The 17,433-nt window shown below is 44.9% G+C and carries 12 protein-coding genes; 6 read left to right on the top strand and 6 right to left on the bottom strand.

Features of this window, described 5'->3' with window-relative positions; genetic code table 11:
• Window positions 1–136: 136 nt before the first annotated feature.
• From B4240_RS00680 to B4240_RS00660, 5 genes are all read right to left on the bottom strand, one after another.
• Window positions 137–1,954, bottom strand: coding sequence for an aminopeptidase P family protein (locus tag B4240_RS00680; RefSeq protein ID WP_296236276.1), 1,818 nt, complete (start codon window positions 1,952–1,954; stop codon window positions 137–139).
• Between the two features lie 438 nt (window positions 1,955–2,392).
• A complete protein-coding gene (locus B4240_RS00675; protein WP_296236275.1) occupies window positions 2,393–3,958 on the bottom strand; it encodes a peptide MFS transporter in 1,566 nt (521 codons plus the stop codon).
• Window positions 3,959–4,229: 271 nt separating this feature from the next.
• Window positions 4,230–4,682, bottom strand: a complete 453-nt coding sequence (locus tag B4240_RS00670; protein ID WP_296236274.1) for a hypothetical protein — start codon at window positions 4,680–4,682, stop codon at window positions 4,230–4,232.
• A gap of 136 nt (window positions 4,683–4,818) precedes the next feature.
• A complete protein-coding gene (gene lnt, locus B4240_RS00665) occupies window positions 4,819–6,393 on the bottom strand; it encodes an apolipoprotein N-acyltransferase (RefSeq protein WP_296236273.1) in 1,575 nt (524 codons plus the stop codon).
• A 258-nt stretch (window positions 6,394–6,651) separates the two neighbouring features.
• Window positions 6,652–7,551, bottom strand: coding sequence for a CBS domain-containing protein (locus B4240_RS00660; protein WP_296236272.1), 900 nt, complete (start codon window positions 7,549–7,551; stop codon window positions 6,652–6,654).
• A 340-nt stretch (window positions 7,552–7,891) separates the two neighbouring features.
• Between B4240_RS00660 and B4240_RS00655 the strand changes: the two genes are divergently transcribed.
• Window positions 7,892–9,211, top strand: coding sequence for a DUF4105 domain-containing protein (locus B4240_RS00655; protein ID WP_296236271.1), 1,320 nt, complete (start codon window positions 7,892–7,894; stop codon window positions 9,209–9,211).
• Window positions 9,212–9,315: 104 nt separating this feature from the next.
• On the opposite strand, the gene B4240_RS00650 is transcribed toward B4240_RS00655, so the two are convergent.
• Entirely contained in the window at window positions 9,316–9,933 is a 618-nt protein-coding gene (locus tag B4240_RS00650; protein ID WP_296236270.1) for a YcgN family cysteine cluster protein, read from the bottom strand.
• A 233-nt stretch (window positions 9,934–10,166) separates the two neighbouring features.
• Between B4240_RS00650 and B4240_RS00645 the strand changes: the two genes are divergently transcribed.
• From B4240_RS00645 to mutY, 5 genes are all read left to right on the top strand, one after another.
• Entirely contained in the window at window positions 10,167–10,907 is a 741-nt protein-coding gene (locus B4240_RS00645; protein ID WP_296236269.1) for a dienelactone hydrolase family protein, read from the top strand.
• A 230-nt stretch (window positions 10,908–11,137) separates the two neighbouring features.
• Window positions 11,138–14,110 (top strand): DUF2339 domain-containing protein, encoded by a 2,973-nt coding sequence (locus B4240_RS00640; protein WP_296236268.1) that lies wholly within the window; start codon window positions 11,138–11,140, stop codon window positions 14,108–14,110.
• Window positions 14,111–14,278: 168 nt separating this feature from the next.
• Window positions 14,279–15,235, top strand: a complete 957-nt coding sequence (ylqF, locus tag B4240_RS00635; RefSeq protein ID WP_296236267.1) for a ribosome biogenesis GTPase YlqF — start codon at window positions 14,279–14,281, stop codon at window positions 15,233–15,235.
• 126 nt (window positions 15,236–15,361) lie between these two features.
• The gene (locus B4240_RS00630; RefSeq protein ID WP_296236266.1) at window positions 15,362–15,841 is read left to right on the top strand and encodes a BLUF domain-containing protein; all 480 of its coding nucleotides are present in this window, start codon (window positions 15,362–15,364) and stop codon (window positions 15,839–15,841) included.
• A gap of 220 nt (window positions 15,842–16,061) precedes the next feature.
• Complete coding sequence (gene mutY, locus B4240_RS00625; protein WP_296236265.1) at window positions 16,062–17,309, top strand: A/G-specific adenine glycosylase; 1,248 nt, start codon at window positions 16,062–16,064, stop codon at window positions 17,307–17,309.
• The last annotated feature ends 124 nt before the right edge of the window (window positions 17,310–17,433 follow it).

Genomic DNA, 17,433 nt, shown 5'->3' with positions numbered 1-17,433 from the left:
TTTATTTTGAACTGACTATAGCTTGATTTTTGAATCAAATTAAAAGTGACCCAAGAATTAAACCCTAAAAAGCCCCGACAATATTGCCGGGGCTTTTTTTGCTAGTTTTTTTGCTGATTAAAGTACAAAGCGCTATTTAAATGGCTTTGGTACGCTCAGTTAACCACTCAAGCGCTGCACCATCGACGCGGTCTTTTATCTCGGCATAGACTTGGCTATGATAGTCATTTAGCCAATCAATCTCGATTTGGGTTAATAGTGCCGGCTCAATCAAACGGGTGTCAATTGGGCAATATGTGATGGTTTCAAAGTATAGGAATTTGCCAAACTCGGTTTCTGTAGGATTTGCCACCGGCGTATTGACCACCAAGTTTTCGATACGAATGCCCCATTTACCTTCGCGGTATAAACCTGGCTCATTACTCGATATCATGCCTGCTTTCATCGCGCGCTCTTTTGGCGTGCTGGCACTATAGGCAATCACTTGCGGGCCTTCATGGACGTTTAAGAAATAACCAACGCCATGGCCGGTACCATGACCATAATCCATTTGCGCTTGCCATAATGGCGCCCGGCAAATCGCATCGATGAGTGGTGAAGCAATGCCATCAGGGAAATGGGCTTTTGCCAAAGCAATGTGGGCTTTTAACACCGTGGTAAAGTCGCGTTTATGCTCAGAACTGACTTGTCCAATGCCGACCACACGAGTGATATCGGTGGTGCCGTTTTGGTACTGCGCCCCTGAGTCGATTAACAATAAGCCGCCCTCGCCCTCAGCAACATCAAAGTAGCTGAATTTCTCTGGCGTCGCACGGTAATGCGGCAAGGCGCCGTTTTCATTAAAGCCTGCGATGGTTGGGAAGCTTGGCGAGACATAATGCGGCTGCTTACTGCGTACTTCGATAAGCATACTATCAACATCTAACTCACTTAAACGCTCACCATTTGCTAGGCGTTTTTCAAAAGCCGCAAAAAACTCACTTAACGCCGCGCCATCTTGACGCATGGCTTCGCGTACATGCTCGATATCCGCCGCAGATTTCACCGATTTGAGTAACGTACTTGGCGCCATTTGCTCAATAAAGCCAACATCATCGGCCATTTTTGATAACGTGCCTACCGCCACTTTACTTGGGTCTAACAATAATAAATCTTCTGGCGTAAGGGCGCCTAATGCCTCTTGTACGGCTTCATAATCCGCAAGCGTGATACCGCTGTCTTTTAGGCTTTGAGCAATCTCGTCACTGACTTTATTATTATCAACAAACAAGGTCGCTTTATCTTCGCTAATGAGCATATGCGCCAAAAACACAGGGTTATAATCGACATCAGCGCCGCGCAAGTTGGTCAACCAAGCAATATCATCTAAACTTGACAGCAAATGATGGCTTGCGCCTGCATCCTTCATACCCGCGCGCACGGCAGCAAGTTTTGAAGCAGCAGACTGATCGATAAACTGCGCATCGTGTTGATAAAGCTGTGCTGATGGCAGTGCTGGACGCTCGTTCCATATATCCGTCAACACATCACGCTCAGTAATTAAGGTAATATCGTTGGCCTCAAAGGCATTCAATAATCTGTCTTGCTCGGCGATAGACAATACATTGCCATCGACGGCCACGCTATCGCCTTCCGCTAAGTTCTGCGCTAGCCAATCGATATGATTTGGCTGCCCAGGAGCCAGTTTTTCCAAAGTAATACCCGTGCCTTCTAGCTGATACGCGGCGTGTACCCAGTAGCGGCTGTCCGTCCAGAGGCCAGCAAAGTCAGCAGTAACGACCAACGTACCAACCGAACCGGTAAAGCCCGATAGCCATAACCGCGCTTGCCAATATTCTGGCAAATACTCAGATAAGTGCGGGTCTGCTGACGGCACGATAATCGCCGTCAAATCTTGGGCTGCTAAGCGCTCACGTAAGCTTGCGATACGGTCATGAATGTGCTGTTTATTCATTAGAGTTTCCTTATTGGTTTTGGAAAAGTACGACTGTGAGGCGACTCGGCCTAGACTATGAATAGTCGTCTTATTTGCGCGAAAAAATTTATCAGTGTTAAGTGAAGCGTTATAGGTGAATAGGAACGGTTTGATATTTTAAAAATTATATTTATATGAATGAAGATAATTTAAGCGAACTGCTATTAATAACAGCATAGTATTAAAGAAGCATAGTATTAAAAAAGTACAGTATTAAAGCAGACCCTCTCTAGATGTTTGGGCAGATAGCAGGCTTTCAATGGCCAAAAGAAATTTCTCACTCGTTAAAACAATAAAACGTGCTACCGATTATGGTAACACGTCTTATCTTTTACCGTTTATAGGTATGGCTGTTTATTCAAACTGGCTCAATTAAACCTTTATTCATTAAACCTAACCATACCGCTAGCGCTTTATTTATGAGCTCATTTTATCGGCTTGCTCACTTTTTAACAGCATATTACTGATAGGTTTGGCTAATACCAATAATACCACTGCTGTCGCCACCAAAAAGATGGTCATGGTTGTAAATAACGTCGGTAAGCTCTCGATTTTATCCGCTGAAACGTGACCACCGAAAAACGCTGCAACCAAATTACCCATGGCAACCGACGCAAAAAACAGCCCCATCATTTGTCCTTGCATGCCCTTTGGCGCAAGTTTGGTCATTGATGATAAACCTACCGGACTCAGCGCCAACTCGCCTAAGGTAAGTAGTAATAAACTGCCCACGAGCCATAACGGCGATGCTAAGTTACCGTCGCTGTTCAAGATGCTTTTTGAGGCAAAAATCATCAATGAAAAACCTGCCGCGGTAATCAACATACCGAGCGCAAACTTAGTCATACTGTTAGGCTCAAGACCGCGTTTACCAAGCTTGACCCAGATAATACTAACGATGGGCGCCAGCAGTAAAATAAACAAAGGATTTAAGGACTGAAACCAAATACTGGGTATCTCAAACCCTAAGACGTTCAAGTCAGTATAACGATCGGCAAATAAGTTAAATGACGTTGGCTGCTGCTCAAAACTTGACCAAAATAGCGTCGAACCTATGATTAAAATAAAACAAGTGAGCAGGCGCAGCTTATCGGTTTTATCAAGACGAGGCGAGACAAACATGACCGCAAAGTAGCCTATCACCACCGCGGCAATGATATAGGTCATATACTCTGCGACCATTTCAGGATTGAACGGTACGATGCCGCTTGCAACCAAAACCACAATCACTGCCAATAAAACCAAAAATCCGATAACCCAGCGACCGATATTGTTATAGCGGTCATTGGCATGCTCCCACTCAGGTTTGATATTTTTGGCTCGTGCATAGTGCTTCAAGGTTTTTTGGGCAGAAAAACGATAGATCAGTAATGACACCAACATACCAAGGCCACCGACACCAAAGCCTGCATGCCACATGCCTTTTTCTTTAAATACCCCAACGATGAGCGCTGCCAATAGAGCACCTATATTAATGCCCATGTAAAACAAGGTAAAACCGCCATCACGGCGCACGTCGCCTTTTTTATACAAGGCGCCTACCATGACGGAGATACAGGTTTTAAATAACCCCGACCCTAACACAATGCATATCAAACCAACAAAAAACAGCGTCATGCCAAATATGGCTGATAGCGCAATACACAAGTGACCAAGGGCAATAATCACGCTGCCCCACCACAAGGCACGCTCTTGACCAAGCCAGTTATCGGCGAGCCAGCCGCCCGGCACCGCCGCTAAATATAATGAACCGGCAAAAATACCGTAGATAGCAGAAGCGGTGACTTCATCAAAGCCAAAACCGCCGCTACCAACGGTTGCAACCATAAACAGTACCAATAACGGACGGATACTATAATAAGAAAAGCGTTCCCACATTTCGGTAAAAAACAGCGGGCGTAGTGGCTTTGGGTGCCCCATAAACCCATTATCCAGCGCTGCCAATTCGGCATCACTAACATTTACTTTTGAGTCTCTGCTCATAACTTTATTCCTTTAAAGACCACTGTCATGTCGACCAAACTCCTAATTATTTTGCTAAGCGGTCACATAGGCGCATTATTGTTTCACTTGGTTATAGTCAAGTAAAGAAAAAGTTTTCCAATAATTACACAAATACCTACAAAAAAACCTGCGCTTAGTTCACCAAGCGCAGGTTTTTGTTTAGCTTCTAGAGTTTTTTTAACGTCTAGCGTAAAGCGTCATCACAACAAATGGTCGTCGGTCTTAATCACAAAATCTCTTAATAGCGAGATTACTCTGCAGCGTCAGGTGTCGCTCTTTCAGTCTTGCCAGCGTCCGCATCAGCGTCAGCTTGCTCTGCGGTTAAATCCGCATCATCGTCGACTGCTGCTTGATTGACGGTGCCCTCAGCAGTTGCTGTGCCAGATTCAGCGGCAACCACAGCGCCATCAGTGTCGACTGCTGGGGTTACGGTAGCATCTGCTGGATTTTCAGTAGGTGCGGTTGCAGGCGTACCAGTGGTTACTGGCGCGGCAGCAGTTTCAGTTGGCGCGGCCTCATCAGTAGCAGTAGCCGCTTCTGTTTCAGCAGCTGCGTCGGTAGTCTCCGCCGTGATATGCTCGCCTGCTGGACGCAAATAGCCAGAAATGCCGATTAATAAGACGATACTTAAAAATAAGGCAACACCGCCTAAAGCAAATAGGGTCTCTTTCTTGGGGTTGTTCTTAACGATATCTTCTGACATACCTTATCCACCTTGCACAAAATATTTAAAATATTGGCCCATTATATCGCAATTTATATCGATTTGTTAAAGCCTTAACCATTTAAAGGGTTTATTAGCAAAAAAATTTACAACCAAACACCATGAGCATTTTTTCTTATTTGACCAAACGCGTCCGCGAGGTCGCGCGCTTGCCAAGATAGCTTAATAATAGCAGAAGCGCAATAATGATTAAAATAGGATAATTACCCGCGCGCATATAAGGCGTGTTGCCAACGCGCGCTTGCACATCACCGCGTAAAACGGTGCGCTCAAACTGCGGCGCACGCTTCACGATACGGCCTTTATGATCAATGATAGCCGTGACACCCGTATTGGTCGCGCGCATAAACCAGCGACCGTTTTCAAGCGCGCGCATTTGTACCATTTGCAAATGCTGCAGCGGTCCTGCCGAGCTGCCAAACCATGCATCGTTGGAGATGGTCAATAAAAAGTCAGTATTAATGGCGTTTTTACGCGTGGTATCAGGATAGGCCACTTCATAGCAGACCGCCGCGCCCAGATTATGACCGCGTACGCGTAATGGTGATTGGTTTTCACTACCGCGGCTATAGCTCATGATATCTTGGCTGCCAGCCAAATTGGGCAAAATATCTAGTAGCCCCTCAAACGGAATATATTCACCAAAGGGGACCAAGCGCTGCTTTTTATACAGACCTTCTGCATCCGCACCCAGGGCAACCACACTGTTATAAAATGGCGGGTATTTATCATGCGCTTTATCAAAAGCGGCTTCATCTTTATAAGGAATACCAGTGACCCACGTGGTATTCGTCTCTTTGGCCATCTTGACCATTTCACTGATAAAGCCAACCGCCTCGGTCTGAAACATCGGAATTGATGATTCAGGCCACAAGACCATATCTCTATCCCATTCTGTACTGGTCAGCGTGGCATAGATTTTTAGCGTTTCTACCTGATATTCGGTGAGCCATTTTAAATCCTGCGGGATATTGCCTTGGATTAATGACACTGATAAATCAGGCGTGCCTTTGGGTTTTGTCCATTGCGGATTTATCAGCCATAAAGCGCAGCTTAATACCAATAATGCGAGTGCAGGAATCATATAACCGCCGCGGCGCCGCAACAGTTCAACCAAACTTGCGGCCAATAACACCGCGACAAAAGAGATCGCAAACACGCCGGCAACAGGCGCTAATGACGACAGCCAATATTGCTCAGTAAAGGCATAACCGACAAACAACCATGGAAAGCCGGTAAATAACCAAGTTTTCATCCATTCTTGCAGCACCCAAAGCGCGGCAAATGACAACGGCTGCTTGCCGACAACCCGATTAAAAATCAGCGCCAAAAAGCCATGAAATAATCCCATGCCAAGGCCCATCAGCGCAATCATAATCAGCGCGAGCCATATCGGCGTATCGCCATAAACATGAATAGAGGTGTAAAGCCAAAACGCTCCAACGCACCAAAGCCCAGTGCCGTAAGCCTGACCAATAACAAACGCACGCTTGCCACTCATATCAGGCATTAGTAAGGCATATAAAATAGCGGGCGAGATAAAAGCCATCGGCCAAAAACCATACGGCGCAAGCGCAAAGATAAACACGGCGCCTGCCAACCACGCAATCAATATAGTCAACACCATCGGTAGGCCCTTTGGCTTATCGGGGTTTAGACGTTTTTGCAAATCAACAGTAGACAGACGCATAGCAGTTATCCAAAACCTTATTATTCAATCATATTAAAACTTAAAAATTGCCGCTTAATGTTACAATCAGTGCTTAATTGATAACTAATCAAATTACGCTAAATCGAACGCTAAAAATTAAACCTGCCCATGATACCAGTCTGCAACTCTCAATGGGTAAATTTGCGTTGTAATTTGCATTGTAAAATGCCGATTTTAAAAACAAAAAAAACACGACCGTAATCGTGTTTTTTTGGTTCAGCGCTAAGCAATAACAAATTAATGACTGCCTATCAGTATTTGTTGATCAGGATGGACTTTGGTCAGCTCAAGATTTTGGATAAAGCGTCCTTCAACGTCGGTAATGGTAATTTGCCAATCATCAATAACCACGCTTTCACCTTCCAAATCTCCCACGTAACCAAGTGCTTGCATCACCAAACCGCCCATGGTATCGACATCGGTATCGTCAAAATGAGCACCTAGCTCATCATTACAGTCTTCAATCACCGTCGATGCTTGTACGCGCCAGGTATTTGGCTTTTCAGGGTCAGCGACAATATTATTAATGTCACTGTCTTCATCAAAGTCATCATGCTCATCGACGATATCGCCGACGATTTCCTCGAGTAAATCTTCCATGGTGACGACACCAGCAAAATTACCAAACTCATCGACGACAATCGCCATATGCACTTGGGTGCGCTGCAAGGAGCGTAGCAGGGTATCGGAGCGCGCCGTTTCGCTGATATAGAGCGGCTGGCGCACAAGATCCCTTAAACGTTTACTATCAATTCTATCTTCTTGGTCACGCACCATATGTACGAGGATGGGAATTAAATCCTTTGCCAATAAAATACCAATCACGGCGTCATCATCTTGGCTATCAAATACCGGATAGCGCGAGTGCGTGGTTTCAAGGATGATATCCATCACTTCAGCTAAGCTGGTACTTTCGTGCAGCCCTACCACTTGCGGGCGCGGGGTCATAATTTCGCGGACTTGCGTTGCAGGCAGGTCGAGCACGCCTTCTAACATATCCACAGTATCGGGTTCTAAGAACTGGCGCGAGTCTTGCACCAAACGTATCAGTTCATCACGGGTTTCGGGGGCGGTCGATAGCCAGCGTTTTAAGCCGCGCATCGACCAACTACTCGGGCTTGGAGCGTCTTCAGACATGATGATGTGATTTAACCTCTTTAGTTAATAACAATAGTCAAAAAAATAGTTAATGACAAACATTAACGTGCATAACAATAACGTAAATAACAATTAAAATCTTAAATATAGATGGGGATAAAAATCTAAAATAAAACAGGCCGAATATGATTAAAATGCAACCTAAACCACGGTCGAATAATCCATATAGGTCAAATAATATCTATAAATAAGCAAGCCTAATGACTTTCACTTTATCGTAAGGCTTACGGACATTCAACGACAAATTCACTCAAATTGTATTGTCAGTGTGTTGCAAACTTTGCTATGGTCAAAGCCTTCATTCCTCAAAGTCAAACCTATGTCGTTACGTGCCTTTTTTTCTCGCTTACTGTCATCGTCCTCAAAAACTCCTCGTTTAGACAATGGCGCAGACAGTCATAATTTAAAGACGGGCTTATCGCATAGCAACCCGCCAAAATCTAACTGGCGCTATCATCTCGTACGTTTTTTCATTGCGCTTGTGCTTATTTTATCCGCCGTTTGGCTCCTGCTGGCGATTTGGTATCAGTTTGGAATGCGCTCACCGATTAGCTGGCTTATGACCCTTGTTATAGTCGGCATTTTAGCGGCGCTGGCTAAGGCAGCTTATGCAACAAAAAGTTATGCAACAAAAAATTCCAAAATTTGGCGCGATAAGCAATTAAACCAATCAACAGCGCTTGATAAAAAATCAGCCGTTAAATGGCTGATAGGTCTATATGGGGCGATTTGGTTTATCGGTTTGGGCTGGTTTTTCTCTATCGAAGCCAAACAAGACCGCGACTGGATGGCGGAAGTCAGCAAGCAAGTTACTTATAGCCGTGATGCCAACAATCCTGACTTAGTGACGTTAACCAATGTGCGTAACTTTGATTGGCGTACCGATAAAGAAGCGACTGAACACTGGGACACGCGCACCATTGATATGTCAAAACTGTCTGGCGTTGATGTCACCAACTCTTATTGGATGGGGCCGCTGATTGCTCATACTTTGGTCAGCTTTCGCTTTGAAGATGATAGACCGCTTGCCTTCTCGTTTGAGATTCGTAAGGAAGAAGGCGAGTCGTTTTCGGCATTGGCGGGATTTTTTAGGCGTTATGAGCTTAGCCTGATTGCCGCAGAAGAACGCGATATTATTTATACCCGCAGTAATGCCCGCGGCGAGCAAGTGTATTTATTTCCCATTAGCCATTTGCAGCAGCATGAAGTTCAAGAATTGTTCGAGTCTTATTTAACCGCCGCCGATGAGCTTAACGCCGAGCCTGCGTGGTATAACACTTTGATTAGTAACTGTACCAATATTATCTTTTATATGGCGCGTATTGTCAGCGGCGAGCGTTTGCCGTGGGATTATCGGATTTGGGTGTCAGGTTGGCTACCAAACTATTTATACGATGTCGGTATGCTCGATGCCAATCCCGAAAAAGACAGTCAACCTTGGTCAATGGACACCTGGTACGAGCGCACCCATATCAATCCAAAGGTTCGCGGTTTTGATAATCTGGCAGGAAACAGCGCTATCAATAGTCGCGTATTCTCCAAGCAAATCCGGCAAGGTATCCCTATCCCGCCACTTGCTGAGTCAAAAGCCGATGCCGAGGCAAGCGCCAAATCTGCCGCGCAGGATTCTAAGGAATAGCTGAGGATTTCAAAAAAAAGAGGATACGGCTGCTAAATTACATAGCATTATTTATCAAAGTGTAAATCCAGCCTAAAACCTAAAGCCTTTGCAGAAAAACCAGTTTAAGGCTTGACCCACGTTACCACGCGCATCTCCATCTCTTCATCAGTCATGCCAACTTCAGAAATACAGCGCCCTGCTACGCCGACATTGGCGGCGCGCATTTGATGCTGCGTGACGGCCGCATCGTCGGTCAATAATAAATGCCAACTTGGCAAATCCTGTCCTTTATATAAGCGCTTATACGCACAGTGCGACGGCAACCACATCATTTGCGGCAGATTTTCCATAGTCAATTGAATACAGTCTGGCACATGCTCTTGGCGCGTGGCGTAATGCCGGCAATAACCCGTCGCACAGTCCATCAGCTGACACGTGACATCGGTATACTCGACCATTTCTGCTTCATTGCTGCTGTCATCCGCATTATCATCGTCCATGTATTTGATAAGGCAACAGCTACCGCAGCCATCGCATAGTGCTTCCCATTCGCTGTGGTTTAATTCTGCCAGCGTAAAGCGCGACCAGAACTGTGGACGTAGCGTTTCATTGGCTTGATCTTGATTTTTAGGAAATAAGCTCACCGTTGATTGCGCAGCTGAGTCTGCAGCCGCTTTTGTTTTGGAATCTGCAGCGGATGCTAAGTTGGGTTCAGATTGATTTAGCAAATTGAGTGTCATAAAGTCGCCGTAGCATTTTGATAAAGAGCGTTACAGTATTATAGCTGTTTTTGGCGAACTTGGGCGTTAAGGTAGGAAGGGTAAATAAAGGATTGAGCAAAAATATGGATAATTAATACTTATAAAGCAATTATTTATAAAACAGTTACTTATAAAATAAACATTTATAAAGTAGGTATTTATAAAGTAGCCATTTAAAAAATAACCTTCACAACAGAAAAAAGGACAATAATATGTTAATTAAGACCTTTGAATTAATCAGCACCACCGAAAACAACGTCGAGCTTATAAGCTATGTTGCACTGCCCGAATCTGCCTCAGAAGACAATCCGGTAGCGGGTATTTTGGTTGCACCAGAATGGTGGGGCGTGGTTGATTATCCAAAATCTGTCGTTGAGCGCTTAGCCAAAGCGGGCTATGCGGCGGTAGCAATGGACGTTTACGGCGACGGCAAATTGACCACCGATGCGGCGATGGCAAACATGTGGATGGAGCAAGTGCTTGCTGACCAAGATATGTTAATGGAGCGCTGCCGCTTGATATTGAATGATTTTAGTGATCAATTGGCGGTTGACGGTAACAATTTGGGGGCAATTGGCTATTGCTTTGGCGGTAAAGTCGTCCTTGATATGGCACGCGAAGGCATGCCCTTAAAAGCGGTCGCCACTTTCCACGGCAATCTATCGGCCAAACAGCCAGCGGACAAAAACTTTACTGCCAAAGTATTGGTCGCGCATGGTCGCGATGATTCAATGGTATCAATGGATGCAGTGGAAGAACTAAAATCAGAGCTCGATGCTGCTGATGTTGACTACACGATTGATGTGTATGATGATGCTAAGCATGGCTTTAGTAATCCGCACGCCGATGAGCGCGCTGCCAAAAATGATGTTGACCTTGGCTACAACGAAAGCGCTGCCAAACAAAGCTGGGAAAACATGCTTGAATTTATGAAAACCAATCTTGGTCAATAATTTTAAAATTGCTATAAATCAGATGGTATAAACGCTCGTTATTATAAATACTTTATGATGAGTGTTAATAAAAAAGATAAGATAAAAAATAAGGGTGGCTTTATAAGAGAGCGACCCTTATTTTTGCCGTCATATACAATAACTACAATGTCTAATCTTGTGCTTATGAGCAAATAACGTCATTATCACTTTATTATCAGCGGGATTGAGTGACGAGGATGTTATATCTATTGATAAATCAGCTGGGCTGGTTGGCTTTTATTGCTTTATTAATCGTGGTGGTCATATTGTACGCCAAGATAAACCAGCAAGTCGGACAATTGCGCCGTGATATGGCAAAGCTACAAGCTGACCTTGAGCGGTATAAAAACAGCGTAAGCGCAGCAGCAGAAAGTCCTACATCTGCTGTAGTGATTTCTGAATCTATTGATGACTCCCCTCTCGAACCTGTAGAAAATCTGCCATTAGCATCAAATCCTCCTAAGCTGCCCAAGCAAACAGAATTGCCAAAACTGCAAAAACCTACCTCAGTAATAGAGCCAGACGAGCGCTCATTGCCTATTGTGACCTCACTGCTGCACTCTATTAAAAACTGGTTTTTTGGTGGCAATTTGGTCGTGCGTGTTGGGGTATTGGTATTGCTCGTCGGTGTGGTGTTATTACTGCGCTTATTAAGCGACTATATCGAAATCCCGCTTACCGTAAAGCTGCTTGGCATTGGTATCATTGGCTTAGCGCTCGCGGCGCTAGGCTTAAAATTGGCCAAAAACCGTTTTGCTTATGGCATCACCTTGCAAGGCGCAGGCTTAGCAATTGCTTATTTAACGACCTTTTTTGCTTATAGCGCCTATCAAGTGCTGGCTAGTGCGCCGAGCTTTATGGGACTTGGCATATTGTCAGCCATTACCATTGCGCTCGCCGTACGCCAAAACGCGTTTCCTTTAGCATTGTTGGCACTGTCTGGTGGATTTTTTGCGCCGATATTGACCAGTAGTGATATTGGTAATTTAGTGACCTTGTTTAGCTACTATCTATTATTGAACGTCACGATTGCGGTCATCGCCCACTACCGCACTTGGAAAATGCTTAATCTACTCGGCGTGATGGTCACCTTTGGGCTGGCATATTATTGGGGCGCAGCGGAAAATGTAAGCGCTGTTATTGAAGCGCAGCGTTGGTCATTGGTCTTGCTGGTTGCGCTGCACGTCATGTTATATTTGTTTGTCGTCATTCGCTACGCGCAGCAAATCATCGCTTATAACACGCTTAATGACGCAGATTTTGCTCATACAGATACTGTAGAACATCCAAACGATGTAAATAAAATTCACTGGGGAAACAACAGCTATATATTCCCTATTAATACCGGCTTGCTGTTTTCCGTGCCGATACTGGCCTTTGGTTTATTTGCGGCGCTGTTAGACGCTATTCCTAATGGGTTGACCTTCACCAGTGCCATTTTAGCAGCAGTTTATCTAGGTCTTGGTTGGCTATTTATTCAGCGCAGTCAGCGTTATGCCTTAATTACTGAAGGCATGCTGGCGCTAGGGTTTGGCTTTTTAGCCTTGGTGATTCCACTGGCACTCGATACCGAATGGATCGCCTTTGGCTGGTCGGTACAAGGGCTGGCCTTGGTATGGTTTGGCCGCCGCTCACTACGCGCGTGGTCGGTATTGTTTGGGTTGTTATTGCAGCTGCTCAGTATCGTGATGCTAATGATAAACGTGGCATTTGCCCACCAAGATTATCCAACCTTGGCTTTAACAATTTCGGCTATCAGCTACCTAGCCATGATGTTTATCTTACGTGCCAGCAATTCGCCTATTGATGACGCGAATCACCAACTTAACGCCAATCCTATACTGACAGAACATCCTAAAGCTTTAGGTCTTAGCGAAACCGCCGCTCAGCAGTGGCTTAACAGTATCAATAGCCAAAGCATGGCGTTTACACTGACTTGGCAACGTCCCGCCCTGATACGTTTGCTGACCCTCACCGCCATGGGCTGGCTGCTGTATGTATTGGTCATCGACTTTGGTCAATGGTTTGCAAGCTGGCGTTTAGCAACGACGGCGCTGCTAGGATTGGCGATGTTAACCAGCCTTATTGTTTATCAGGCAATTAATCACTATGAAGCGTGGCGCGAGATTAGGCAGTTTAGTCATGGTTTGCTGTTGTTATTTTATGCCATGCTGATCTTTCAATTGCCACAAAAGTATGAATTTGACTACCAATGGACGACGTTTCATTGGCCAATATTTATCACCTTACTGATAGGTTGGTTAGTGGCCGGGCAATTATGGTTAAAAACATGGCATAAAAAGGCTGAGTTAAAACGCTTTGATAGCGCAAGCTGGCTTGGCACGGGCGTTATCGTTTTAGCAGAGCTGGTTCATTACCAAGTGCCCGATTCGGACGCCGTGATGACTATCTTAGTGCCGGTTGCCTTTATGCTAGCGGGCTTATGGTGGACACAGCGTCATGCCGTGCCTCAATACAGTGAGGAGCAATCAAACACGCAATCACATACGCAATCGAAAGCAGCAGCCTCACTACTTGCGCCTTCTTGGTTTGATTGGCATCAGGCATTATTAGACAGCGCCAAAATATTTGTCCCAATCACCTTAGGCTGGGCGATTTTTACCAACTTTACGTATGATGGTGTGATTTGGGGCTTGCCCTACTTTCCATTATTTAATTTATATGATGTGACGTTGTGGCTGGTGGTTTTTTACAGCTTAGGCGTATATTTATTTCGTCAGCCATTTGGCAGGCAATCGAAAAACCTATTAACCGCCATTCCTAAAAACGATATGCTACTCATTGTCTTAGCGCTGATTGGTCTTTGGATAGGCTCTAGCATGTTGGTCAGAACGCTGCATGCTTTTATTGGCACACCGTTATGGACTGGCGATTTATACGACATGACAGGAGGCGCTTGGAGTAGCGAGCAAGTACAGACGGGATTGACCATTTTATGGACGCTTATTGCTTTGGTCGCCACTATTATCGCTAGCCGTCATGGACAGCACACGCTATGGTTTATGGGCATTGGTCTATTGGGCGTTGTGGTGCTAAAACTGGTCTTGGTCGATTTATCACAGACCGAGGCGATTTGGCGGGTGATTTCCTTCCTTGGCGCAGGTAGCTTAATATTGGTGATCGGTTATTTGGCACCGCTGCCGCCAGCGCGTCAGGATTGAGCAGACGAATTTGAATGATAGTCTGCCCTGAGCATTACATGAAATGTTAACGTGACGACTTGATAACGTTGGGTGATGACGCTGGTTGTGTAGTAAACTGGACGCCATTAAAAAGTAGACGCTGCTGGTCTTACTTTTAGCATTTTTTATAAAAGGTTGTAAAAACAGATGGATAAGAGAGCAAATATTCAGTGGTTCCCGGGGCATATGAACAAAGCCCGCAATGAAATCAAAGAGATCATGCCACAGATGGACGTCGTCATCGAAGTGATTGACGCGCGTATCCCTTATAGTAGCGAAAACCCCATGGTCGCGGCACTTCGCGGCGAAAAACCAGTCATCAAAATCTTAAATAAAGCCGACCTTGCTGACCCTGAACTGACCCAAGCCTGGATGGAGTATCTTGAGCAACAAGACGGCGTCAAAGCCATCGCTTGCGACAATAATAAAGCCGATGATGTCAAACATATCATCGCGCTGTGTAAAAAGATGGTGCCCAATAAAGTTGGTACCGGTCGCCAAATCAAAGCCATGATTATGGGTATTCCAAACGTTGGCAAATCTACTTTAATTAATACTTTAGCTGGGCGCGCGGTGGCAAAAACTGGCGATGAGCCTGCAGTGACCAAGTCGCAGCAGCTGATTAAGCTCGACGATGACATCATGCTTTATGATACCCCTGGTATGCTGTGGCCAAAGGTTGAAAATGAAAATTCTGGTTATCGTTTGGCTGCGACGGGCGGTATTCGTGATACGGCGTTTGACTTCGCCGATGTCGCCAGTTATACCGCTGAGTATTTGCTAAGCGCTTATCCTGAGCTGCTAAAAAATCGCTATAAAATTGACGAGCTACCCAAGACCGACTGGGAATTTTTTGAAATGGCAGGTCGCAATCGCGGCTGCGTGCGCGCGGGCAATCAAGTCGATACTTACCGTATGTCTGAGATTTTAATTAACGAGCTGCGTAGTGGCAAGCTTGGGCGTATTACCCTTGAGACGCCAGAAATGATAGAAGCTGAAGAAGTCGTCGTCGCTGAGCAGCGCATTGCGGCTGAAGAAAAGAAAAAAGCCCGCGAGGAAGAAAAACGCTTGCGCCGATTAAAAACGCGGAAGAATCGGAAGTAGGTTTGGCGGTTACAAATTCCGATAGGTTTTATATTAGTCTACCTACAAGATTACTCATTTAACCTACTTGTTTCATATGACGCTTTTATTTAAAGTGAGAAAGTACATTATTAACTGGAGTACCTCATGAAATCGGCACTGGATAAGCTTCCAGACAGCAACAACTTACCTATGCAAAATGACGCCCAGATTCTGGTGCGCTTAACGTATATTAGCGCCTATAATCCTAATAATGCCAATATCGAAGTGGCCAGAATCCTCGAGCAATCACGGCGCAATAATGAGCATAATGGCATTACTGGTGCATTGGTGATGAATGAAAATTACTTTTTGCAAGTTATTGAAGGTTCAAGACCCATCATTAATACCTTGCTACAAAAGTTACTTAAAGATGAGCGGCATTTTTCTTTAAGAATTGTTGAATGTCACGAAATTGAACAGCGACGCTGGAGTCAGTGGTCAATGCAGTATTTAACGCTTAGCAATCAGCGTCAAGAAGACATATTAAAATTTTCACCAAACGCCGAATTTAACCCTTATTTAATGACTGCCATGCAAATCAGATTGTTTATTGAAGCCTTACTAGAGCGCCAAGAAAAAGCATAGCAGTGTATTTTTACATCGGGCAGTAATCCTATCTATTAGACGGTTATAAAATCTTTTGTAGTCCAAAGTCCAATGGTCTCATCACTGGTTTAGTAAGACGTGACCATATTAGACCGTCTCTCTTTATTTAGCATTTTCTAGGCCTTATATACTAATGAGCAATTTCGGTTGCTCGTCTTTTTGTTTGCTAATTTGCCCACCAATTTTGATATGATTGCCTATGACCCAGCTAACTGCCAATTCCAACGCTTCTGAAACTACCTTTAACCACGCTACCTCTTCCCTAAACTCCTTCGCTCCGCGCCTTCTCGATTGGTTTGACACTAATGGTCGCCATGACCTGCCTTGGCAACAGCATCAAACTGATACGCCAAATCCTTATATTGTTTGGTTATCCGAAGTCATGCTCCAGCAAACGCAAGTGACCACTGTACTGCCCTACTTTGCGCGCTTTATGGCATCCTTTCCTACCGTGCAAGATTTAGCCGCAGCAGATTGGGATAGCGTGGCGGCGCATTGGGCAGGGCTTGGCTACTATGCGCGGGCACGTAATTTGCATAAAGGCGCAAAGCAGTTGGTTGCGGTGATCGATGAAATTGGCGACTTTCCGCAGACGCTAGCAGGCTGGGAGGCGATTTCTGGCGTTGGGCCGTCGACCGCTGGCGCGATTATGGCGATGGGCTTGCATAAATATGGCGTGATTTGTGATGGCAATGTCAAACGCGTTCTGACACGCTGGGCGGCGATTGATGGTGATATTACCAAGTCTGCCACCACCAAAGAGCTGTGGGCGTTGGCGGAGCGTCTAACGCCTAGGAAAAATTCAGGATTATTTGCGCAAGCCATGATGGATATGGGCGCAACCTTATGCACCCGTAGCAAACCTACTTGTCTGTTATGTCCGCTGCAAGAGGATTGTATTGCCCACGCTGAGGGACGCGCAACCGATTATCCTGTCAAAGCTAAAAAACAGCCCAAACCAAGTAAGTTTAGCAATGCGCTATTAATTAAAGATACGGACGGCAAAATACTGTGGCTACAGCGCCCTGACAATGGCATTTGGGGCGGCTTGTGGAGTTTGCCCTTGCAGTTTGTAGAGAAAATTAACGGTAAAGTTGGTAAGACACAAGACATGACTACTAGTAAAACTCTAAAGGTTGCTAGTAATGAAAAACTATACGAAACAGAATTCACCACCGCTGAGCAGATTATCAATGAATGGTTAGATAAGCATAATTTAGTTGCAAAAGCAGTCAGTAAAACGTTATTAGACGATGCGCCTATTAAACACTCACTGACCCATTTTCATTGGTATTTAACGCCGCAATCACTGACTTTAACTAATGAGCAGGTGATTGCTTTAACTCAGGCTTTGCAAGCAGCAGAGATTAATCTTAATTGGTTAAATGCGAATGATGCGCAGGCCACACTTGGATTGCCGCGCGCAATGGTTAAGATTTTAGAATAATAAGTGATTGCAACCAAAGAAATTCATAAAAAAAGCGCCTCAAAAGATATTCTGAGGCGCTTTTTTAAATACAAAATACAAAAAATTAAGAAAGAGCTTAAAATTTGGGAACCCGCAAAAGCAT

It is taken from the genome of Psychrobacter sp. UBA5136 (assembly GCF_002414005.1).
In the GTDB taxonomy this organism is placed as follows: domain Bacteria; phylum Pseudomonadota; class Gammaproteobacteria; order Pseudomonadales; family Moraxellaceae; genus Psychrobacter.
This window is presented reverse-complemented; position numbering and strand designations above follow the sequence as displayed.